This is a genomic window from Citrobacter sp. Cpo109 (genome assembly GCF_030332565.1).
Classification (GTDB): Bacteria; Pseudomonadota; Gammaproteobacteria; order Enterobacterales; family Enterobacteriaceae; genus Citrobacter; species Citrobacter portucalensis.
Genome location: NZ_JAOWHQ010000066.1, coordinates 88448 through 110397, shown reverse-complemented (window position 1 = coordinate 110397; position 21950 = coordinate 88448). Strand labels below are relative to the sequence as shown.

Annotated in this window: 20 protein-coding genes; 16 read left to right on the top strand and 4 right to left on the bottom strand. The window is 51.2% G+C overall.

The window, feature by feature from the left end; translation table 11 throughout:
- From rbsA to kup, 3 genes are all read right to left on the bottom strand, one after another.
- A complete protein-coding gene (gene rbsA, locus OGY71_RS16665; RefSeq protein ID WP_003023764.1) occupies window positions 1–1506 on the bottom strand; it encodes a ribose ABC transporter ATP-binding protein RbsA in 1506 nt (501 codons plus the stop codon).
- Between the two features lie 7 nt (window positions 1507–1513).
- Window positions 1514–1933 (bottom strand): D-ribose pyranase, encoded by a 420-nt coding sequence (rbsD, locus tag OGY71_RS16660; protein ID WP_003827001.1) that lies wholly within the window; start codon window positions 1931–1933, stop codon window positions 1514–1516.
- Window positions 1934–2125: 192 nt separating this feature from the next.
- Window positions 2126–3994: a low affinity potassium transporter Kup gene (gene kup, locus OGY71_RS16655; protein ID WP_003827003.1), complete on the bottom strand. Its 1869-nt coding sequence runs from the start codon at window positions 3992–3994 to the stop codon at window positions 2126–2128.
- Between the two features lie 329 nt (window positions 3995–4323).
- Between kup and ravA the strand changes: the two genes are divergently transcribed.
- Window positions 4324–5820: an ATPase RavA gene (gene ravA, locus OGY71_RS16650; protein ID WP_149335700.1), complete on the top strand. Its 1497-nt coding sequence runs from the start codon at window positions 4324–4326 to the stop codon at window positions 5818–5820.
- Window positions 5814–7265, top strand: a complete 1452-nt coding sequence (gene viaA / locus OGY71_RS16645; protein ID WP_197385409.1) for an ATPase RavA stimulator ViaA — start codon at window positions 5814–5816, stop codon at window positions 7263–7265. Before ravA ends, viaA begins: the two co-directional genes overlap by 7 nt.
- Before the next feature lie 3 nt (window positions 7266–7268).
- On the opposite strand, the gene asnA is transcribed toward viaA, so the two are convergent.
- Entirely contained in the window at window positions 7269–8261 is a 993-nt protein-coding gene (gene asnA, locus OGY71_RS16640) for an aspartate--ammonia ligase (RefSeq protein WP_003827009.1), read from the bottom strand.
- A gap of 151 nt (window positions 8262–8412) precedes the next feature.
- Between asnA and asnC the strand changes: the two genes are divergently transcribed.
- The 14 genes from asnC (at window position 8413) to glmU (ending at window position 21940) form a co-directional block, all read left to right on the top strand.
- A complete protein-coding gene (gene asnC, locus OGY71_RS16635; RefSeq protein WP_003023780.1) occupies window positions 8413–8871 on the top strand; it encodes a transcriptional regulator AsnC in 459 nt (152 codons plus the stop codon).
- A gap of 88 nt (window positions 8872–8959) precedes the next feature.
- Window positions 8960–9409, top strand: a complete 450-nt coding sequence (gene mioC / locus OGY71_RS16630; protein WP_197385410.1) for an FMN-binding protein MioC — start codon at window positions 8960–8962, stop codon at window positions 9407–9409.
- A 372-nt stretch (window positions 9410–9781) separates the two neighbouring features.
- Complete coding sequence (mnmG, locus tag OGY71_RS16625; RefSeq protein ID WP_003827014.1) at window positions 9782–11671, top strand: tRNA uridine-5-carboxymethylaminomethyl(34) synthesis enzyme MnmG; 1890 nt, start codon at window positions 9782–9784, stop codon at window positions 11669–11671.
- Between the two features lie 102 nt (window positions 11672–11773).
- A complete protein-coding gene (gene rsmG / locus OGY71_RS16620) occupies window positions 11774–12397 on the top strand; it encodes a 16S rRNA (guanine(527)-N(7))-methyltransferase RsmG (protein WP_003827017.1) in 624 nt (207 codons plus the stop codon).
- Window positions 12398–13011: 614 nt separating this feature from the next.
- A complete protein-coding gene (gene atpI / locus OGY71_RS16615) occupies window positions 13012–13392 on the top strand; it encodes a F0F1 ATP synthase subunit I (RefSeq protein WP_003827019.1) in 381 nt (126 codons plus the stop codon).
- 7 nt (window positions 13393–13399) lie between these two features.
- Window positions 13400–14215, top strand: coding sequence for a F0F1 ATP synthase subunit A (gene atpB, locus OGY71_RS16610; protein ID WP_003023792.1), 816 nt, complete (start codon window positions 13400–13402; stop codon window positions 14213–14215).
- 46 nt (window positions 14216–14261) lie between these two features.
- The gene (gene atpE / locus OGY71_RS16605; RefSeq protein ID WP_003023794.1) at window positions 14262–14501 is read left to right on the top strand and encodes a F0F1 ATP synthase subunit C; all 240 of its coding nucleotides are present in this window, start codon (window positions 14262–14264) and stop codon (window positions 14499–14501) included.
- A 59-nt stretch (window positions 14502–14560) separates the two neighbouring features.
- Window positions 14561–15031 carry a F0F1 ATP synthase subunit B gene (atpF, locus tag OGY71_RS16600; RefSeq protein WP_003827022.1) on the top strand — a complete coding sequence of 157 codons (471 nt, stop codon included), beginning with the start codon at window positions 14561–14563 and terminating at the stop codon, window positions 15029–15031.
- Between the two features lie 14 nt (window positions 15032–15045).
- Window positions 15046–15579 (top strand): F0F1 ATP synthase subunit delta, encoded by a 534-nt coding sequence (atpH, locus tag OGY71_RS16595; RefSeq protein ID WP_003827024.1) that lies wholly within the window; start codon window positions 15046–15048, stop codon window positions 15577–15579.
- A gap of 12 nt (window positions 15580–15591) precedes the next feature.
- On the top strand, window positions 15592–17133 hold the full coding sequence (gene atpA / locus OGY71_RS16590; protein ID WP_003827026.1) for a F0F1 ATP synthase subunit alpha: 1542 nt from the start codon (window positions 15592–15594) through the stop codon (window positions 17131–17133).
- A 50-nt stretch (window positions 17134–17183) separates the two neighbouring features.
- Entirely contained in the window at window positions 17184–18047 is an 864-nt protein-coding gene (gene atpG, locus OGY71_RS16585; RefSeq protein WP_003023804.1) for a F0F1 ATP synthase subunit gamma, read from the top strand.
- Between the two features lie 26 nt (window positions 18048–18073).
- Entirely contained in the window at window positions 18074–19456 is a 1383-nt protein-coding gene (gene atpD, locus OGY71_RS16580; protein WP_003023806.1) for a F0F1 ATP synthase subunit beta, read from the top strand.
- A gap of 20 nt (window positions 19457–19476) precedes the next feature.
- Entirely contained in the window at window positions 19477–19896 is a 420-nt protein-coding gene (locus OGY71_RS16575; protein ID WP_003023809.1) for a F0F1 ATP synthase subunit epsilon, read from the top strand.
- Between the two features lie 673 nt (window positions 19897–20569).
- Window positions 20570–21940 carry a bifunctional UDP-N-acetylglucosamine diphosphorylase/glucosamine-1-phosphate N-acetyltransferase GlmU gene (gene glmU, locus OGY71_RS16570; RefSeq protein ID WP_003827028.1) on the top strand — a complete coding sequence of 457 codons (1371 nt, stop codon included), beginning with the start codon at window positions 20570–20572 and terminating at the stop codon, window positions 21938–21940.
- Window positions 21941–21950 lie beyond the last annotated feature (10 nt).

Here is a 21950-nt window from a genome sequence, read left to right as displayed (position 1 = left end):
TTACTCCTGATTCACGCGATTAAGCTTGCCCACAGCGGCAGCCATTAATACTTCCTGAGTGGCCTGCTCGCGAGTGAACTCACCGCCGAGATGCCCTTCATGCATAACGATAATTCGATCGCTCATGCCCAATACTTCTGGCATCTCAGAGGAGACCAGAATGATGCTCAGCCCGTCAGCCTTAAACTGGTTGATAAGCTGATAGATTTCTTTCTTGGCTCCAACGTCAACGCCGCGCGTTGGTTCATCAAGGATCAGCACTTTTGGCCGCGTCATCAGACCGCGCGCAATCGCCACTTTCTGCTGGTTACCACCGGACAGCAGACCGATAGCCTGTTCCATTGATGGTGTTTTAACATTGAACAGACGAATAAAATCACCCACCGCCTGCTGCTCATCTTTATGTTTAAGGCTTCCACCGGCGCGGCTGAAATAACGCAGCGCGGTCAGTGACATGTTCTCTTTCACCGACATGCCCAGCACTAAACCATCGCGTTTACGGTCTTCAGAAATATAGACGATGCCGTTAGCCAACCCATCCTGCGGCGAACGGGTAACCACTTCATGGCCATCAAGCGTGACGTAACCGCTGGTGCGCGGCAATGCGCCGTACAACACTTTCATCAGTTCGGTTCGTCCGGCCCCCATCAGCCCGGATACGCCAAGGATCTCGCCTTTACGCAGCGTGAACGAAACATCGTTTACGCCAGGGCCACACAGGTTATCGACCTTCAGGCGAATATCACCCGGCGCTTTTTCCAGGCGCGGGTACTGATCTTCCAGTTTACGTCCCACCATCATTTCAATCAGCGAGTCTTCAGTCAGCGAGGCGACTTCACGCTCGGCAATAAACTGCCCGTCACGGAAGACGGTTACGTCGTCGCAAATCTCGAAGATCTCTTTCATACGGTGAGAAATATAGACAATGCCGCGTCCCTGGGATTTCAGTTCGCGGATGACGCGGAACAGGGATTCGGTTTCGGTATCGGTGAGGGCATCCGTCGGTTCATCCATAATGATGACTTTCGATTCAAAGCTCAGCACTTTGGCAATTTCGACCATCTGCTGATCGCCAATCGATAGCTCACCAACCAGTCTGTCGCTTTTAAAGCGCAGATTCAGTTTGGCGAGCAGCAGATCGGCTTCGGCGTACATCTTCTTCCAGTCAATTTTGCCAAAGCGATTCACAAACTCACGGCCAAGAAAAATGTTCTCGGCGATAGTGAGTTGCGGGATCAGGTTCAGCTCCTGGTGGATGATACCGATACCAGCTTCCTGAGAGGATTTAGGGCCGTTAAAGGTGGTCTCTTTCCCCAGCCACAATAAAGAACCGGCATCACGGGTATAGATCCCGGTCAGCACTTTCATCATGGTAGATTTGCCCGCGCCATTTTCGCCCACCAGCGCCATTACGCGGCCAGGGTAGACATTCAACGCGGCGCCGGATAGCGCTTTTACGCCCGGGAACGCTTTATCGATCCCTTTAAGTTGCAGTAATGCGTTCATGATGGCCTCAGAACGTGACGCCAGCACAGAGAATAATATTCGCATACGGAGAACATTCTCCGCTGCGAATTACCGCCTGACTGTCTGCGGTTTGTTTTTTGAATTGTTCATGCGTGGTGTAACGAATTTCTATGGTGTTTCCCTGGTGTTGTTGCAGTTGCTCAATGTGGCTGAGCAACGTTTCGTGGAGTTGCGGATTATGTTGTTTAATTTCCGACGCGAGAATGGCCGCCTCGACCTGCATTTCACGTGTGACCACATCCAGTACCTGCATAAAAGAAGGTACGCCCTGGGTTAATGCCATATCAATACGCGTTGTGCTGTTCGGGATGGGTAAACCTGCATCACACACCACCAGCGTATCGGTATGCCCCAGACGGGAGATCACCGTTGAAATTTCAGAGTTGAGTACCGTGCCTTTCTTCATTTTCTTTCCCCACTAGCGAAACGTTTCGCTGGAGATAAGTGTAGTGCGAAGAGTGGACAGAAAACCACCGCGACGTTACGAAAATGTGATCGCCATCGAAACGTTTCGCAAGGATTATCATTCGATGAAATGAAAACTGAGAGGGGCAAAACAAAACGCCCCCTTTCGCGATGAAAGAGGGCGTCGATGAGATTAAATCTCTACCTGAGTACCAAGCTCAATAACCCGGTTCGGTGGGATTTCAAACTGGTCCGGCGCGCGCAGCGCGTTGCGCTGTAGCAGCAGATACAGCTTGCCGCGCAGACGCAGGTACCATGGCCGCTTGCCAACAATCAACGACTCATGCGACATGAAGAAGGACGTTTCCATCATCCGACAGCTTAAGCCTTCCAGACCGCAGCGATGGAACACTTCCTCCACGTTCGGCGTTTCGCGCCAACCGTAGCTGGCCACCACGCGCCAGAAGGTGGGCGATAACTGCTCAATCTGCACTCTACGCACGTTGTGAACATAGGGCGCATCTTCCGTGCGCAGCGTCAGCAGAATAACGCGCTCATGCAGCACCTTGTTATGCTTGAGGTTATGCAGAAGTGCAAACGGGATGACGTTCAGTGCGCGGGACATATACACCGCCGTTCCCGGCACGCGTACCGGTGGCGATTTCTCCAGAGAAGCAATCATCGCCTCCAGAGAGTTACCGTGCTCATGCATGCGACGCAGCAGACGGAAGCGTTCGCTTTTCCAGGTGGTCATGATGGTGAACATCACCAGACCCAGCGTCAGAGGCAGCCAACCGCCGGAAATAAGCTTATCGAGGTTCGCGGAGAACAGCGGAACATCGACGCACAAGAACGCCACCAGGATCAGGAAGACGAAGTATTTATTCCAGTGCCAGTTTTTGCGCGCCACGGTGGTCGACAGAATTGAAGTCAGTACCATCGTCCCCGTTACCGCAATCCCATACGCCGCAGCAAGGTTACTGGAGTGTTCAAAGCTCACTATCACGATAACTACCGCAAAATAGAGCATCCAGTTAACGAAAGGAATGTAAATCTGGCCCGATTCCATTTCCGAGGTATGGATGATACGCATCGGCGATAAATACCCCAGACGTACGGCCTGACGCGTCAGCGAGAAGACGCCGGAGATAACCGCCTGAGAGGCGATGACCGTTGCCAGCGCGGCGAGGATCAACAATGGAATTAATGCCCAGTCCGGCGCCAGCAGGAAAAACGGGTTTTTGATCGCTTCGGGATGCTTTAACAGCAACGCGCCCTGCCCAAAATAGTTCAGCACCAGTGAAGGCAATACCACGGAAAACCATGCCAGACGAATCGGCAATTTACCGAAGTGGCCCATATCCGCATACAGCGCTTCAACACCGGTAATCGACAGCACCACCGCACCCAGCGCGATAAAGGACAGCGTTTTAAATTCGAGGAAGAAATGCACCGCCCAATACGGATTGAGCGCCTGCAGTACTTCCGGATTGCCAATAATACTGCGCACGCCTAATACCGCGAGCGTCAGGAACCATAGCAGCATAATCGGCGCAAACAGCTTACCGACCATACCGGTACCGTGTTTTTGAATCAAAAACAGCAGGGTCAGCACAATTATTGAGAGCGGAACAATCCAGGTATCCAGTTGCGGGGCAACTATCTCCAGACCTTCAATCGCAGACATCACCGAAATGGCTGGCGTAATCACCACTTCACCATAAAAGAAGCTGCCGCCTATCAATCCCATAATGACCAGCATGGAGGTTGTTCGCGCCGAGGTATTGCGCCCGGCCAATGACATCAGCGTCAGGATCCCGCCTTCTCCGGCGTTATCTGCGCGCATGACAAACGTCAGGTATTTAATGGAGACAACAAAGATCAGCAGCCAGAAAATCAGCGAGAGAAAACCAAATACGGCATCACGTTCAACGCCAAAACCAAACTGGCCGGACAAACATTCACGAAGCGTATAAAGTGGGCTGGTACCAATATCACCGTAGACAACCCCAATGGCCGCAAGGGTAATCGCAGACAATGATTGTTTATTATCAGTGCTCATAGACTCGTCTTTCGTTTATACACATCATCTTTCAAGCCACTCCGTGTGGGCTGCATTCGTTATTCCCCCCATCCCAGAAGAAAACTCCATTGCCGCCTTGGTGCAGCTTGATTGATTTGGTGTATATATAAGAAATGTGTGCGTCGTCCCTTGGCCCACAAAAAGGCGCACAGTATGCACGATTAATCACAAAATCGTACCCCTAAATGAGACCAGATTAATCTGGCTCAAAGAAAAATAAGCGCACCTTCAGTCTATTACTGCAATGGTGTGAAGCATCTATACTCGCAGTTTATGCAGTACATTTGGCGAAAGGACGCCACTTCATTATGGCTCACCCACATTTATTAGCGGAAAGAATTTCCCGTCTGAGCAATGCGCTGGAAAAGGGACTTTATGAACGTAGCCACGCCATTCGTCTGTGTCTGCTGGCAGCACTCAGCGGCGAGAGCGTTTTCTTATTAGGCCCCCCGGGGATCGCAAAAAGCTTAATTGCCCGCCGACTGAAGTTTGCCTTCCAAAACGCACGCGCTTTTGAATACCTGATGACGCGCTTCTCTACGCCCGAAGAGGTGTTTGGTCCGCTGTCCATTCAGGCGTTAAAAGACGAAGGTCGCTATGAACGCTTAACGGCGGGCTATCTTCCTGAAGCTGAAATCGTTTTTCTCGATGAAATCTGGAAAGCAGGCCCGGCAATTCTTAACACCCTGTTGACCGCCATTAACGAACGTCATTTCCGTAACGGCGCGTATGAAGAAAAAATTCCGATGCGTCTGCTGGTGGCTGCTTCCAACGAACTGCCTGAAGCCGACAGCAGCCTGGAAGCGCTGTACGACCGTATGCTGATTCGTCTGTGGCTGGATAAAGTTCAGGACAAGGCCAATTTCCGCTCCATGCTGTTAAGTCAGCAGGATGAAAGCGACAATCCGGTCCCGGCATCATTGCAGGTGACGGATGAAGAGTATCACCAGTGGCAAAAAGACATTAGTGCGATCAAGCTTCCCGATCGCGTGTTTGAGCTCATTTTCACGCTGCGCCAGCAGTTGGACGTGTTACCGAATGCACCTTATGTGTCCGATCGTCGCTGGAAAAAAGCGATCCGCTTACTCCAGGCCAGTGCTTTCTTTAGCGGACGCGATGCGGTAGTACCTATCGACCTGATCCTGCTGAAAGATTGCCTGTGGTACGACGCACAAAGCCTGAATCTGATGCAACAACAGCTTGAAATATTGATGACCGGACACGCCTGGCAACAGCAAGCCATGCTGACGCGCCTGGGCAGCATTGTGCAGCGCCGCATTCAGCTCCAGCAGCAGCAAAGCGACAAAACGGCGTTCACGGTGATCCGCCAGGGCGGAATGTTCAGCCGTCGTCCTCATTATGATTTACCGCCAGAAGCCTCGTCTTCTGTCGTGACATTACTGCTGCAAAAGCCTTTAAAACTGCATGATATGGAGGTTATCCATATAGCTTTCGAACGTGGCGCACTGGAACTGTGGCTAACAAAAGGCGGTGAGATCCGCGGAAAACTAAACGGAATAGGCTTTGCCCAAACGCTGAATATGGAAGTCGATAGCGCACAGCATCTGGTTGTGCGCGATGTCAGTTTACAAGGTTCTCGCCTGGCGCTGCCGGGTGCTTCGCAAGAGAGTATGCCCGCAGAGATAAAACAGGAGCTTGAGGTGCTCGATAACGAGTGGCATCAGCAGCACAGCGCATTCAGCGAACAGCAAAAATGCCTGTTTATTCATAGCGACTGGTTAGGCCGCATTGAGGCCAGCCTGCAGGATGTCGGGGCGCAAATCCGCCAGGCGCAACAATGCTGACCCTTGATACGCTCAACATCATGCTGGCAGTCAGCGAAGAGGCGATGATCGAAGAGATGATCGTCGCCCTGCTGGCTTCCCCAAAGATGGTGGTATTTTTTAAAAAATTTCCTCGCCTTAAAAAAGCGATCACTGACGACATTCCCCGCTGGCGTGAATCATTGCGTAGCCGCCTCAAAGATACCCACGTACCGCCGGAGCTGATGGAAGAGGTCATATGCTATCAACAAAGCCAGCTCCTCTCTCATGCGCAGTTTATCGTCCAGTTACCGCAAATATTGTCGCTATTACACCGCCTCCATTCGCCCTGGGCCGGGCAAGCGCAGCAACTGGTTAATGACAACAGTACCTTTACACCCGCCCTACATACGCTTTTTCTCCAGCGCTGGCGCCTGAGCCTGGTGGTGCAAACCACAACGCTGAATCAGCAACTGCTGGAAGAAGAGCGCGAGCATTTGCTCAGTGAAGTACAAGAACGGATGACCCTCAGCGGGCAACTGGAACCTGTACTGGCAGAAAATGACAACGCAGCAGGCCGGTTGTGGGATATGAGCGCGGGCCAAATCAAGCGCGGTGATTATCAGTTGATGGTGAAATACGGCGAATTTCTGACGCAACAACCCGAACTCCAGCGCCTGGCCGAGCAGTTAGGTCGTTCCAGAGAGGCGAAATCCGTGCCGCGTAAAGATGCGCCAATGGAAACCTTCCGTACCCTGGTGCGCGAACCTGCAACCGTCCCAGAGCAGGTGGATGGCATCCAGCAAAGTGACGATATCCTGCGCCTGCTACCGCCAGAGCTGGCCACGCTGGGCATTACCGAACTGGAATACGAGTTCTACCGACGGCTGGTGGAAAAGCAACTGCTCACCTACCGCCTGCACGGCGAAGCATGGCGTGAGAAAGTAACGGAACGTCCGGTGGTGCATCAGGATTTTGACGAGCAGCCGCGCGGGCCTTTTATCGTCTGCGTTGATACCTCGGGATCGATGGGGGGATTTAATGAGCAGTGTGCGAAAGCCTTTTGCCTGGCGCTAATGCGCGTTGCCCTTGCCGATAACCGGCGCTGTTTCATTATGCTGTTTTCAACAGAAGTGGTGCGCTATGAGCTTTCCGGTCCGGAGGGCATCGAGCAGGCGATCCGCTTTTTAAGTCAGCGCTTTCGTGGCGGCACTGATATTGCCAGCTGTTTTCGCGCCATTATTGAACGCATGCAGGGTCGGGAATGGTTTGATGCCGATGCGGTGGTTATCTCAGATTTTATCGCTCAGCGATTGCCCGATGAAGTAGTCAGCAAAGTGGGAGAATTACAGCGGGTGCACCAGCACCGTTTTCATGCGGTAGCGATGTCAGCACATGGCAAACCCGGCATCATGCGTATTTTCGATCATATCTGGCGCTTTGATACCGGGATGCGAAGCCGCCTGCTCAGACGCTGGCGGCGTTAATTGTTACAGCAGAGAAGCGACGCTTTCACGAACCTGGGCCGGCCATACGCCACACTGAACCTGACCAATGTGCGGTAATTGCAGCAACAGCATGGTCAGACGCGACTGCCCAATGCCGCCACCAATTGTCTGCGGCATTTCACCGCGCAGCAGCGCCTGGTGCCACTCCAGACTCAGGCGATCTTCATCACCGGTCAGAGACAGCTGGTGTTTCAGGGCGTCAGCATCCACACGGATCCCCATAGAAGACAGCTCAAACGCATCTTCCAGAACCGGGTTCCAGACCAGAATATCACCGTTCAGACCGGCATGACCCAGCTCGGACGCTGAACTCCAGTCATCATAATCCGGCGCACGTACGTCATGACGGTGACCGTCACTGAGCTTGCCGCCGATCCCCACCAGGAATACCGCACCCAGCTCTTTAGCGATCGCACGTTCACGACCTTTTGCATCAAGATCCGGATAACGAGATAACAGCTCCTGGCTATGAACAAAGTGGATCTGCTCTGGCAGGAACGGTGCCAGACCAAACTCTTTGCTAACCGCAGCTTCGGTGGCCTTAATTCCCGCCCAGATAGCCTCTACCGTGCTTTTCAGAGTGGAGAATTGACGCTCACCGTCGCCCATCACGCGCTCCCAGTCCCACTGGTCAACGTACACTGAGTGCAGCGGGGAGAGGCGATCTTCATCGGGACGCAGGGCTTTCATGTGCGTGTACAGCCCCTCGCCTGCGCTAAAGTCGTGTTGTCCTAACGTTTGACGCTTCCACTTCGCCAGTGAATGAACCACTTCGAATTGAGCGTCTGGCAATGCTTTAACCTTCACCTGCACCGCTTTTTCACAGCCCGACAAGTTATCCTGCGTGCCATCTCCAACGCGGCTGAGGATCGGCGCCTGAACTTCGATCAGGCCTAAACGCTCTTCCAGCTGGCGAGAAAAATGAGATTTTACGAAGCTAATTTGACGTTGTTTGGCAATGTAAGCGGTTTTCATTATGTGTACTCCTGTGTCCTGTTGCCTATGATTAAGCAACAGAATGGAGGTAATATTCAATAATCAACAAACAAAAAGCCGACTTCGATTTTGATTCGTTAAAAATTACGTCTAAAATAGAGGGAATCATTAATCTACATAAGAAAAACCTATGGAAAATTATCAGATCGACAATCTGGACCGCGGCATTCTTGACGCCTTAATGGAAAATGCTCGTACCGCCTACGCAGAATTAGCCAAACAGTTCGGCGTCAGCCCAGGAACAATTCACGTTCGCGTAGAAAAGATGAAGCAGGCGGGGATTATTACCGGCGCGCGGATTGATGTCAGTCCCAAACAATTGGGTTATGACGTCGGCTGCTTTATCGGCATCATCCTGAAAAGTGCGAAAGACTATCCGTCAGCGCTGGCCAGACTGGAAAGCCTCGATGAAGTGACCGAAGCGTATTACACCACCGGGCACTACAGCATCTTTATTAAGGTGATGTGCAAGTCGATCGACGCATTGCAGCAGGTACTTATCAACAAGATCCAAACAATTGACGAAATTCAGTCCACTGAAACCCTGATCGTCCTGCAAAACCCGATCATGCGTACCATCAAGCCATGATCGATTTTTTTAATCCCCTATTTTTCCACAGGTAGATCCCAGCTCGCTCACAGCGTACAATACGCCCTCTTTATAAAGGTGGGCGATCATGGCAGACATCACTCTTATCAGCGGTAGTACGCTTGGCAGTGCGGAATATGTAGCAGAGCATCTGGCTGAAAAGCTGGACGACGCCGGTTTTTCCAGCGAAATACTGCATGGGCCAATGCTTGAAGAGGTTCCGACTGACGGGATCTGGCTGATTATCAGCTCCACGCACGGTGCGGGAGATATTCCTGACAACCTACAGCCTTTATATGATGCGTTACGCGAGCAAAAGCCGGACCTGTCACAAGTGCGCTTTGGTGCAATCGGGATCGGCAGTCGTGAATATGACACCTTTTGCGGCGCAATCGACAAGCTGGAAGCCGAATTGAAGGCCTGTGGGGCGAAACAGATCGGCGAAACACTCAGGATCAACGTACTGGAACATGAAATTCCGGAAGATCCGGCTGAAATTTGGCTGGGATCGTGGCATCCGTTGCTCAGAGTTTTGTAAAGATCGTACTTTTTTATGTGGATAACTCTGGTTAAAAGCTTGGATCAACCGGTAGTTATCCCAAGAACAACCGTTGTTCAGTTTTTGAGTTGTGTATAACCCTTCATTCTGATCCCAGCTTATACGGACCAGGATCACCGATCATTCACAGCTAATGATCCTCAGCAACCTGTTGATCTTACTTAAAGGATCGTCCTTATCCACAGAAAGGTGCGATCCTAATAAGAGATCACAATAAAACAGATCTCTAAATAAAAAGATCTTCTTTTTAATACCCAGGATCCCAGGTCTTTCTCCATCGACTAAAGTTGAGTAGAATCCACGGCCCGGGCTTCAATCCATTTTCACACCGCGTTATGCGAGGCAATTACCATGTTTTATCAGGATCCTTTTGACGTCATCATCATTGGCGGGGGTCATGCAGGCACCGAGGCCGCAATGGCCGCGGCGCGAATGGGTCAACAGACTCTGCTTTTGACACACAATATCGACACTCTGGGGCAGATGAGCTGCAACCCGGCGATCGGCGGTATTGGGAAGGGACACCTGGTAAAAGAAGTGGATGCGCTTGGTGGGTTGATGGCAAAAGCGATCGACCACGCAGGTATCCAGTTTAGGATACTAAACGCAAGCAAAGGGCCAGCCGTTCGCGCTACCCGAGCTCAGGCCGATCGTGTGCTCTATCGCCAGGCGGTACGCACTGCGCTGGAGAATCAACCCAACCTGATGATCTTCCAGCAGGCGGTTGAAGATCTGATTGTCGAAAACGATCGCGTTGTGGGTGCAGTAACCCAAATGGGACTGAAGTTCCGTGCCAAAGCGGTCGTATTAACCGTGGGGACTTTCCTCGACGGCAAAATTCATATTGGTCTGGATAACTACAGCGGTGGCCGCGCTGGCGATCCGCCGTCCATCCCGCTGTCACGCCGTCTGCGTGAACTGCCGCTGCGCGTCAGCCGCCTGAAAACCGGTACACCGCCGCGTATCGATGCGCGCACGATTGATTTCAGCGTGCTCGGCCAGCAAAACAGCGATAACCCGATGCCGGTCTTCTCATTCTTGGGCGATGCTTCTCAACATCCGCGCCAGATGCCGTGTTACATCACGCATACCAATGAGAAAACCCATGACGTGATCCGCAATAACCTCGATCGTAGCCCAATGTACGCTGGCGTGATCGAAGGTATCGGCCCACGCTACTGCCCGTCGATCGAAGACAAAGTGATGCGCTTTGCCGATCGTAACCAGCATCAGATCTTCCTCGAACCGGAAGGTCTAACCTCTAACGAAATTTACCCGAATGGCATCTCCACCAGCCTGCCGTTCGATGTGCAGATGCAAATTGTCCGCTCCATGCAGGGGATGGAAAATGCCAGAATCGTCCGCCCTGGCTACGCAATTGAGTATGATTTCTTCGATCCGCGTGATCTAAAACCTACTCTGGAAAGCAAATTCATCCAGGGTCTGTTCTTTGCGGGCCAGATTAACGGTACAACTGGTTATGAAGAAGCCGCCGCACAAGGCATGCTGGCTGGTCTGAACGCCGCGCGTTTGTCTGCTGAAAAAGAGGGGTGGGCACCGCGTCGCGATCAGGCTTATCTTGGCGTGCTGGTGGACGACCTGTGTACGCTGGGTACCAAAGAACCGTACCGTATGTTCACATCTCGCGCTGAATACCGTTTGATGCTGCGTGAAGATAACGCCGACCTGCGTCTGACCGAAATTGGTCGTGAACTGGGTCTGGTGGACGATGAGCGCTGGGCTCGCTTCAACGAGAAACTGGAGCGTATCGAACAGGAACGCCAACGTCTTAAATCAACCTGGGTGAATCCGTTAGCGGAGTCCGCAGCAGAAGTGAATGCTCACCTGGCTACACCTCTGTCACGTGAAGCGAGCGGTGAAGATCTGCTGCGTCGCCCGGATATGACCTATGCTCAGTTGACCTCTTTATCTGCGTTCGCACCCGCGCTTGATGATGCTCAGGCCGCAGAACAGGTTGAGATTCAGGTGAAATACGAAGGGTATATTGCCCGTCAGCTGGAAGAAATTGAAAGACAACAGCGCAATGAAAACACCCTGTTGCCTGCAACGCTGGATTATCGCCAGGTTTCTGGCTTGTCGAATGAAGTTATCGCTAAGCTGAACGATCACAAACCCGTCTCGATCGGTCAGGCATCGCGTATTTCCGGCATAACGCCTGCCGCCATCTCCATTCTGCTGGTATGGCTGAAAAAACAAGGTATGCTGCGCCGCAGCGCTTGATAACACTATTTTGGCGGGGGCGCTTCGCTTGCCCGCCGTACGAATTTATAGGCCCGATAAGCGAAAGCGCATCGGGCATTTGATTATTAACAGGTAACGACCGTGCTCAACAAACTCTCTCGTCTGCTGGCTGATGCCGGTATTTCTCTTACCGATCACCAGAAAAATCAGCTGATTGCGTATGTCGATATGCTGCACAAATGGAACAAAGCGTACAACCTGACGTCGGTGCGGGATCCCAACGAAATGCTGGTACGCCACATTCTGGACAGCATTGTCGTTGCACCGTATCTGAAGGGTGAGCGTTTTATCGATGTAGGTACGGGACCGGGCCTGCCGGGAATTCCGCTTTCTATCGTGCGCCCAGAAGCGCATTTCACACTGCTCGATAGCCTGGGAAAACGTGTTCGTTTCTTGCGTCAGGTGCAGCATGAGCTTGCGCTTACTAACATCACTCCAGTGCAAAGCCGTGTTGAAGAATTTCCTTCAGAACCGCCGTTTGATGGGGTGATTAGCCGTGCTTTCGCTTCACTCAATGATATGGTTAGCTGGTGTCACCATTTGCCGGGCCAGAATGGGCGTTTTTATGCGCTAAAAGGGCAGTTGCCTGCAGATGAAATTGATTCGCTGCCAGCAGAATTCAGCGTTGAGTCCGTCGAAAAATTACGCGTTCCGCAGTTGGATGGTGAACGTCATTTGGTGGTTATTAAGCCAAACAAAATTTAATTTTTATCAAAAAAAATAGAGAAAAAACGGCTTTTCAGGTGTTAAAAGTCATAGGTAATAGTGTGGTTAAATGTCGTTACATTTCACTAGTGCCTTACGGTTTTGCATCATAACTATAACGTACCGTTTTTTGTTAAAAGCGAAACAAGTCAGCTGTGAAAATATCAGTCTGCTAAAAATAGAACGTAAGAATCACCGTTCGTGTTAATTTTTTATTATAAATGTCAATGAGCGGTTTTTTTGTTGTTAGGCGTTGTTTTTGAAATAGTGGCTATTTTTACGCTTAAATATCAAAAAGATGAAAAGGCATCAATTGCCACGTAAATAAATTATGCGAAGGTGAATATGTTCAATATGTGATCTGGTGCACGCTTTGACGCCAGTGTTTTCGCGGTATTTGCAGTTTTGCATGATCGTTCACAGTTTGCCTAAAAGTAATAAATGTGGGGCAGCGAAAAATATTTAAACATTTATTCACTTTTTAGCTACTTATTGTTTGAAATCACGAAGGCGCACCGTATAATTTGTCCGCTTTTTGATGCTTGACTCTAAGCCATAAAGAACGTTTTATACGACACGCGGCATACCTCGAAGGGAGCAGGAGTAAAAACGTGATGTCTATGTCGCTCTTGAGTCGAAACGTTGCTCGTAAGCTTTTGCTCACACAGCTTCTGGTTGTAATAGCAAGTGGATTGCTGTTTAGCCTCAAAGACCCTTTCTGGGGCATCTCCGCGTTGTGTGGAGGATTGGCAGTGTTACTGCCTAATGTGTTGTTTATGATATTTGCCTGGCGTCACCAGGTACATACACCAGCGAAGGGCCGAGTAGCCTGGTCGTTCGCTTTCGGCGAAGCCTTCAAGGTATTAGCGATGCTGGTGTTGTTGGTGGTGGCGTTGGCTGTTTTGAAAGCGGTATTCATGCCGCTGATCGTTACGTGGGTTTTGGTGCTGGTGGTTCAGATACTGGCGCCGGCTGTAATTAACAACAAAGGGTAAAGGCATCATGGCTTCAGAAAATATGACGCCGCAGGATTACATAGGACACCATCTGAATAACCTTCAGTTGGACCTACGTACATTCTCGCTGGTGGATCCGCACAACCCCCCAGCCACCTTCTGGACGCTCAATATTGACTCCATTTTCTTCTCGGTGGTTCTGGGTCTGTTGTTCCTGCTTATGTTCCGTAGCGTAGCCAAAAAGGCGACCAGCGGCGTACCAGGTAAATTTCAGACCGCGATTGAGCTGGTAATCGGCTTTGTGCATGGTAGCGTGAAAGACATGTACCATGGCAAAAGCAAGCTGATTGCTCCGCTGGCCTTGACGATTTTCGTCTGGGTATTCCTGATGAACTTGATGGATTTGCTGCCTATCGACCTGCTGCCGTACATCGGTGAGCATATCTTTGGCCTACCGGCTCTGCGTGTGGTTCCGTCTGCTGACGTGAACATCACCCTGTCGATGGCGCTGGGCGTATTTATCCTCATTCTGTTCTACAGCATCAAAATGAAAGGCATCGGTGGCTTCGCGAAAGAGTTGACGCTGCAGCCGTTCAATCACTGGGCGTTCATCCCTGTCAACTTAATCCTTGAAGGGGTAAGCCTGCTGTCCAAACCAATCTCTCTTGGTCTGCGACTGTTCGGCAACATGTATGCCGGTGAGCTGATTTTCATTCTGATTGCTGGTCTGTTGCCGTGGTGGTCACAGTGGATCCTGAATGTGCCTTGGGCCATTTTCCACATACTGATTATCACGCTGCAAGCCTTCATATTTATGGTTCTGACGATTGTCTATCTGTCGATGGCATCTGAAGAGCATTAATTTACCAACACTACTACGTTTTAACTGAAACAAACTGGAGACTGTCATGGAAAACCTGAATATGGATCTGCTGTACATTGCTGCCGCTGTGATGATGGGTCTGGCGGCAATCGGTGCTGCGATCGGTATCGGCATCCTCGGGGGTAAATTCCTGGAAGGCGCAGCGCGTCAACCGGATCTGATTCCTCTGCTGCGTACTCAGTTCTTTATCGTTATGGGTCTGGTGGATGCAATCCCAATGATCGCTGTAGGTCTGGGTCTGTACGTGATGTTTGCTGTCGCGTAGTAAGCGTTGCTTGAATTAAGAGCAATATCAGAACGTTAACTAGATAGAGGCATTGTGCTGTGAATCTTAACGCAACAATCCTCGGCCAGGCCATCGCGTTTGTCCTGTTCGTTCTGTTCTGCATGAAGTACGTATGGCCGCCTTTAATGGCTGCCATCGAAAAACGTCAAAAAGAAATTGCTGACGGCCTTGCTTCTGCAGAACGAGCACATAAGGATCTTGACCTTGCAAAGGCCAGCGCGACCGACCAGCTGAAAAAAGCGAAGGCGGAAGCTCAGGTAATCATTGAGCAGGCGAACAAACGCCGTGCTCAGATCCTGGACGAAGCTAAAACTGAAGCAGAGCAGGAACGTACTAAAATCGTGGCACAGGCGCAGGCGGAAATTGACGCCGAGCGTAAACGTGCTCGTGAAGAGCTGCGTAAGCAAGTTGCTATCCTGGCTGTTGCTGGCGCCGAGAAGATCATCGAACGTTCCGTGGATGAAGCTGCTAATAGCGACATCGTGGACAAACTTGTCGCTGAACTGTAAGGAGGGAGGGGCTGATGTCTGAATTTATTACGGTAGCTCGCCCCTACGCCAAAGCAGCTTTTGACTTTGCCGTTGAGCACCAAAGCATTGACCGTTGGCAGGATATGTTGACGTTCGCCGCTGAGGTGACAAAAAACGAACAAATGGCAGAGCTTCTCTCTGGCGCGCTGGCGCCGGAAACGCTCGCTGAGTCGTTTATCGCCGTGTGCGGTGAGCAGCTGGACGAAAGCGGCCAAAACCTGATTAGGGTTATGGCTGAAAATAACCGTCTGAATGCGCTCCCGGATGTTCTTGAGCAGTTTATTCACCTGCGTGCAGCCAGTGAGGCTATCTCTGAGGTAGAAGTCACTTCTGCCAATGCACTGAGTGATGAACAGCTTACGAAGATTAGTGCTGCGATGGAAAAACGTCTGTCACGCAAAGTTAAGCTGAATTGCAAAATCGATAAGTCTGTAATGGCAGGCGTAATCATCCGAGCGGGTGATATGGTCATTGATGGCAGCGTACGCGGCCGTCTTGAGCGCCTTGCAGACGTCTTGCAGTCTTAAGGGGACTGGAGCATGCAACTGAATTCCACCGAAATCAGCGAACTGATCAAGCAGCGCATTGCTCAGTTCAGTGTTGTGAGCGAAGCTCATAACGAAGGTACTATTGTTTCTGTAAGTGACGGTGTTATCCGCATTCACGGCCTGGCCGATTGTATGCAGGGTGAGATGATTTCCCTGCCGGGTAACCGTTACGCTATCGCACTGAACCTGGAGCGCGACTCCGTAGGTGCAGTAGTGATGGGTCCATACGCTGACCTCGCCGAAGGCATGAAGGTTAAGTGTACGGGTCGTATTCTGGAAGTTCCGGTTGGCCGTGGCCTGCTGGGTCGTGTGGTGAACACTCTGGGTTCCCCGATTGACGGTAAAGGTCCGGTTGATAACGATGGCTTCTCGCCAATCGAAGTTATCGCACCAGGCGTAATCGAACGTCAGTCCGTCGACCAGCCAGTCCAGACCGGTTATAAATCTGTTGATGCCATGATCCCAATCGGTCGTGGCCAGCGTGAGCTGATCATCGGTGACCGTCAGACAGGTAAAACTGCGATGGCAATCGATGCCATCATCAACCAGCGTGATTCCGGCATCAAATGTGTGTACGTGGCTATCGGCCAGAAAGCGTCCACCATTTCCAACGTGGTTCGTAAACTGGAAGAACACGGCGCACTGTCCAACACCATCGTTGTTGTGGCGACCGCGTCTGAATCTGCTGCACTGCAATACCTGGCACCATATGCCGGTTGCGCAATGGGCGAATACTTCCGTGACCGCGGTGAAGATGCACTGATCGTTTACGATGACCTGTCTAAACAGGCCGTTGCGTACCGTCAGGTTTCCCTGCTGCTGCGTCGTCCGCCAGGACGTGAAGCATTCCCGGGCGACGTATTTTACCTCCACTCCCGTCTGCTGGAACGCGCATCCCGCGTAAACGCGGAATACGTTGAGAAGTTCACCAATGGTGAAGTTAAAGGTAAAACCGGCTCCCTGACCGCTCTGCCGATTATCGAAACCCAGGCGGGTGACGTTTCTGCGTTCGTTCCGACCAACGTAATTTCCATTACCGATGGTCAGATCTTCCTGGAAACCAACCTGTTTAACTCCGGTATTCGTCCGGCAGTTAACCCGGGTATCTCCGTATCTCGTGTTGGTGGTGCAGCGCAGACCAAGATCATCAAGAAACTGTCCGGTGGTATTCGTACCGCTCTGGCACAGTATCGTGAACTGGCTGCGTTTTCTCAGTTCGCTTCCGACCTGGATGAAGCTACTCGTAAGCAGCTGAGCCATGGTCAGAAAGTAACTGAACTGCTGAAGCAGAAACAGTATGCGCCAATGTCTGTTGCACAGCAGGGTGTGGTGCTGTTTGCGGCTGAACGCGGTTACCTCGAAGATGTGGAACTGGCGAAAATCGGTAGCTTCGAAGCCGCTCTGCTGGCTTACGTTGACCGTGACCACGCTCCGCTGATGCAAGAGATCAACCAGTCCGGTGGCTATAACGATGAAATCGAAGGCAAGCTGAAAGCTATCCTCGATTCCTTCAAGGCAACCCAGTCCTGGTAACGTCTGGCGGTCTGCTTTAGGGCGGACCGCAAGGCATTGAGGAGAAGCTCATGGCCGGCGCAAAAGAGATACGTAGTAAGATCGCAAGCGTCCAGAACACGCAGAAGATCACTAAAGCGATGGAGATGGTCGCCGCTTCCAAAATGCGTAAATCGCAGGATCGCATGGCGGCCAGCCGTCCTTATGCAGAGACCATGCGCAAAGTGATTGGTCACCTTGCGAATGGTAATCTGGAATATAAGCACCCTTACCTGGAAGAACGCGACGTTAAACGCGTGGGCTACCTGGTGGTGTCGACCGACCGTGGTCTGTGCGGTGGCTTGAACATTAACCTGTTCAAAAAGCTGCTGGCGGATATGAAAACATGGTCCGATAAAGGCGTTCAGTGCGATATCGCAATGATCGGCTCTAAGGGCGTGTCTTTCTTTAACTCCGTTGGCGGAAACGTGATCGCTCAGGTAACCGGTATGGGGGATAACCCTTCCCTGTCCGAACTGATCGGTCCGGTTAAAGTGATGCTGCAAGCCTACGATGAAGGTCGTCTGGACAGACTGTACGTTGTCAGCAACAAATTTATTAACACCATGTCTCAGACGCCAACCATCACCCAACTGCTGCCTCTGCCGGCATCAGATGATGATGAATTGAAGCGTAAATCCTGGGATTACCTGTATGAACCAGACCCGAAAGCGCTGCTGGATACCCTGCTGCGTCGTTATGTCGAGTCTCAGGTTTATCAGGGCGTGGTAGAAAACCTGGCCAGCGAGCAGGCCGCACGTATGGTGGCGATGAAAGCCGCGACCGACAATGGCGGCAGCCTGATTAAAGAGCTGCAGTTGGTATACAACAAAGCTCGTCAGGCCAGCATTACTCAGGAACTCACCGAAATCGTCGGTGGTGCATCCGCGGTATAACCAGGTTAATTCGTAGAGGATTCAAGATGGCTACTGGAAAAATTGTCCAGGTAATCGGCGCCGTGGTTGACGTCGAATTCCCTCAGGATGCCGTACCGCGCGTGTACGATGCTCTTGAGGTTATGAATGGTAAAGAGAGCCTGGTGCTGGAAGTTCAGCAGCAGCTCGGCGGCGGTATCGTACGTACCATCGCCATGGGTTCTTCCGACGGTCTGCGTCGTGGTCTGGAAGTTAAAGACCTCGAACACCCGATCGAAGTCCCGGTAGGTAAAGCAACCCTGGGTCGTATCATGAACGTCCTGGGTCACCCGATCGACATGAAAGGCGATATCGGTGAAGAAGAGCGTTGGGCTATCCACCGCGCAGCACCTTCCTACGAAGAGCTGTCCAGCTCTCAGGAACTGCTGGAAACCGGCATCAAAGTTATCGACCTGATGTGTCCGTTCGCTAAGGGCGGTAAAGTCGGTCTGTTCGGTGGTGCGGGTGTAGGTAAAACCGTAAACATGATGGAGCTGATCCGTAACATCGCGATCGAACACTCCGGTTACTCCGTGTTTGCGGGCGTAGGTGAACGTACTCGTGAGGGTAACGACTTCTACCACGAAATGACCGACTCCAACGTACTGGACAAAGTATCCCTGGTATATGGCCAGATGAACGAGCCGCCGGGCAACCGTCTGCGCGTTGCACTGACCGGTCTGACCATGGCTGAGAAGTTCCGTGACGAAGGTCGTGACGTTCTGCTGTTCGTTGATAACATCTACCGTTACACCCTGGCCGGTACAGAAGTATCTGCACTGCTGGGTCGTATGCCATCAGCGGTAGGCTACCAGCCGACCCTGGCGGAAGAGATGGGTGTTCTTCAGGAACGTATCACCTCTACCAAAACCGGTTCTATCACCTCCGTTCAGGCGGTATACGTACCTGCGGATGACTTGACTGACCCGTCCCCAGCAACCACCTTTGCTCACTTGGATGCAACCGTGGTACTGAGCCGTCAGATCGCTTCTCTGGGTATCTACCCGGCAGTTGACCCGCTGGACTCCACCAGCCGTCAGTTGGATCCGCTGGTTGTTGGTCAGGAACACTACGACACCGCGCGTGGCGTACAGTCCCTGCTGCAGCGTTATCAGGAACTGAAAGACATCATCGCCATCCTGGGTATGGATGAACTGTCTGAAGAAGATAAACTGGTGGTAGCACGTGCGCGTAAGATCCAGCGCTTCCTGTCCCAGCCGTTCTTCGTTGCGGAAGTATTCACCGGTTCTCCGGGCAAATACGTTTCCCTGAAAGACACCATCCGTGGCTTTAAAGGCATCATGGAAGGCGAATACGACCACCTGCCAGAGCAGGCGTTCTACATGGTTGGTTCTATCGACGAAGCCGTGGAAAAAGCCAAAAAACTTTAACGCCTTAATCGGAGGGTGATATGGCAATGACTTACCACCTGGACGTCGTCAGCGCAGAGCAACAAATGTTCTCTGGTCTGGTCGAGAAAATCCAGGTAACGGGTAGTGAAGGTGAACTGGGTATTTTCCCGGGTCACGCACCGCTGCTCACCGCCATTAAGCCTGGTATGATCCGCATCGTTAAACAGTTCGGTCATGAAGAGTTTATCTATCTGTCCGGCGGCATTCTCGAAGTGCAGCCTGGCAGTGTGACCGTACTGGCTGATACCGCGATTCGCGGACAGGATCTCGATGAAGCGAGAGCCCTGGAAGCGAAGCGTAAGGCTGAAGAGCACATTAAGAGCTCTCATGGTGACGTGGATTACGCTCAGGCATCTGCGGAACTGGCCAAAGCGATCGCGAAACTGCGCGTTATCGAGTTGACCAAAAAAGCGATGTAACACCGGCTTGAAAAGCACAAAGGCCAGTCTGGTTTCCAGGCTGGCTTTTTTTATGGATTTGTTTCAGTAAAAGTGGAACTAAAAAGCTGTTTTATTATTTTGTGATTTACATCACAAAAAATGTTGATCGGTTAAAAAATGAGGCGTAGACTCTTTTTATGTGATGTGCGTCACAAAATTAATTCAGATAAAAACAGGATACCAACATGAAATTGTTTAACAAAATCATCGCCCTTTTCAGCAGCATGGACGTTTAGTCGTTCCCTACCTGTTCTGTGGCGCGATGCTTAATACGGTTATCAGCTAGCGCCATCGTTATTAAATCCCCCCTCCTTCGCTGTATCATTCGTTTTCTATCATTCCTCCCCTCAATTTTCCCAATCCATTTTTCTGCTTCTCACTGAATCACATAAATAAAATCGTTCTATGCTGATGTAATGCTTTATTCATGCGGTAAAAAAATAGCAAAAACATTAACCTAAGGCTTTAATAAGAGCAGACTCCTGGTTTTTGGGAGACAAAAGACGCAGATATAGACGAAAATAGTGAGTTATCAGATGGGGAATCCCCCCTGTTGAACGTTTTATCCTCGGTCCATTTCACGCTGAAAAAAATGTAGTATTTTCAATGTGAAACGGTATAAATTCGTTCTCAAATTACAGTCAGGACGTGTATGTTGAATAATGCTATGAGCGTTGTGATCCTTGCCGCAGGCAAAGGCACGCGTATGTATTCCGATCTTCCTAAAGTGCTGCACACCCTCGCAGGAAAGCCGATGGTTCAGCATGTCATTGATGCAGCTAATGAATTAGGTGCGACTCATGTACACCTTGTCTACGGACACGGTGGCGATCTGCTTAAGCAAACGCTGAAAGATGGCAATCTGAATTGGGTTCTGCAGGCTGAGCAGTTGGGTACCGGCCATGCAATGCAGCAGGCGGCGCCATTCTTTAGTGATGACGAAGACATTTTAATGCTCTATGGCGATGTGCCGCTGATCTCTACCGATACCTTACGTCGCCTGCGTGAAGCCAAACCGCAGGGTGGTATCGGTTTGTTAACGGTAAAACTGGACGACCCTTCCGGCTATGGGCGTATTACGCGCGAAAACGGTAACGTCACAGGGATCGTCGAGCACAAAGATGCAACTGACGAGCAGCGTCAAATCCAGGAAATCAACACAGGCATTCTGATTGCCAACGGCGCTGACATGAAGCGTTGGCTGTCTAAACTGACCAACAACAACGTGCAGGGTGAATACTACATCACCGATATCATCGCGATGGCGTATCAGGAAGGACGTGAAATTGCTGCGGTACATCCGGCACGAATCAGTGAAACGGAAGGGGTAAATAACCGCCTTCAGTTATCCCGTCTGGAACGTGTGTATCAGTCCGAGCAGGCAGAAAAACTGCTGCTGGCGGGCGTGATGCTGCGCGATCCTGCACGTTTTGATCTTCGCGGTACGCTGATTCACGGGCGCGATGTTGAAATTGATACTAACGTTATCATTGAAGGTAACGTAACCGTTGGGGATCGCGTCAAGATTGGCGCTGGCTGCATCATCAAAAACAGCGTGATTGGTGAGGGTTGTGAGCTTAGCCCGTACAGTGTGGTGGAAGATGCCCATCTGGAAGCCGCTTGCACCATCGGTCCATTCGCGCGTCTGCGCCCGGGTGCTGAGCTGCAGGAAGGCGCACACGTGGGTAACTTCGTCGAAATGAAAAAAGCGCGTCTGGGTAAAGGCTCTAAAGCTGGTCATTTGACCTATCTGGGCGATGCGGAAATTGGCGATAACGTGAATATCGGCGCGGGTACGATCACCTGCAACTACGATGGTGCCAATAAGTTTAAAACCATTATTGGTGATGATGTGTTTGTGGGTTCTGATACTCAGCTGGTGGCGCCTGTCACCGTGGGTAAAGGTGCGACGATTGCCGCCGGAACCACCGTAACGCGTAATGTCGCCGATAATGAACTGGTATTAAGCCGTGTACCTCAGGTTCATAAACAGGGCTGGCAGCGTCCGGTGAAGAAGAAGTAATTTATTTTTG